At 33.0% G+C, this 1225-nt stretch carries 2 protein-coding genes; both read right to left on the bottom strand.

The window, feature by feature from the left end; all coding sequences use genetic code 11:
• Positions 1-110: 110 nt before the first annotated feature.
• Positions 111-452: a n-acetylglutamate synthase gene (locus V7147_RS08395; protein ID WP_335367400.1), complete on the bottom strand. Its 342-nt coding sequence runs from the start codon at positions 450-452 to the stop codon at positions 111-113.
• 271 nt (positions 453-723) lie between these two features.
• A partial coding sequence (locus tag V7147_RS08400) for an acyltransferase family protein (protein WP_335367401.1) occupies positions 724-1225 on the bottom strand: 502 nt, incomplete at its 5' end.

Here is a 1225-nt window from a genome sequence, read left to right on the forward strand (position 1 = left end):
TCTTAGATCAACGCACCCCGTTACTTTAATAATACTTCTGCTCATTACAATTGATTTTACCTGTTTCAAATTATCCGATTGAAAACAAATACTATCAAGGAATAATTTTTTTAGATTACTTCTTCAATTGTAGACTTTCCTTCGGTATGTTCACTATCAAGCCATTTCCAAACCTCATGTAGTCTAATTCTACCGTCTGGAAGAGATTCGGGAGTTGAATAACATTGTCCTCCCCTTATCTCATTTTTTGTATTTACATGGTTATATCTAAAATTCAAACAACCATCATCCGCCACTATACCAATTAGAGTACCTTTTACAATTTCGCCACCACTATACGTAGCAAAAAGAATATTACCTTCTTGTTTGTAATCAAAAAAAGTTTTTGAAGAAACCTCTCCATTTTCAGTGTTAGCAATTGAAACAAATCTTTTTCCATTGTAATTAATCATAATTATTCTCCCCTTTGAAATCTAAGCATTTCCTACATAACTACGAGTTTTCCTATCCTTCTGGTAAGAAAATTGGTACAGGAAAAATGGCATAGTACCTTCTTAAACTCTTCTGCCCCGTTTGAGTAATAACTTCAACACAANNTCGCACCCGTTAGTTGAACAAGAATCATTATTTTTATGACACATCATTACCCTACTAAGACAAAAGCCAGCAATAATTCTGTCCTTTTCATTTTTCACATTTCATTTATTTAAAAATTATTTCCTTTCACATCATTTTTTTGAGGTATGGAATCTTTCGCCATACAAAATGACTTAGCAAAAAACTTAGAATGATTCCTAAAAATGTCGTCATAAGAAATTTAGTCCAGACTGATATTGGTAGGTCATTCAATGTATATTGAAGGAAGACAACTACTGGGACATGGAGGAAATAAACAACAAATACATTGTTTGATAACATCTTAGACCAACGATTAGTGCCGTTAATTTTTTCTCTAAATAAAATTAGAAGACCGATTACAAGCGAAATACACAGTAACGTCTCAATTAATGATCGAGTCAACGAACCAAAGTTTTGTCCACCCTTTAAAAGAAAAGGATCTACCGTGTTCCCTCCAAAATACAAAATAGTTACTATTAATACTCCAATAATAAGCCAGATGTATCCTACTCTCGCACTCAAAGTTAAAAACCATTTGCGATGATAGGCCATAATGCCTAAACAAAAGAAACTCACATACTGTGGTACATGTGCAAATTCTGCTTGA

This window comes from Bacillus sp. JJ1521, from assembly GCF_036965165.1.
GTDB lineage: Bacteria > Bacillota > Bacilli > Bacillales > Bacillaceae_L > Ferdinandcohnia.

Coding starts and splice junctions, on each gene's coding strand:
- V7147_RS08395 (WP_335367400.1), bottom strand. CDS start 452: ATGATTAATTACAATGGAAAAAGATTTGTTTCAATTGCTAACACTGAA.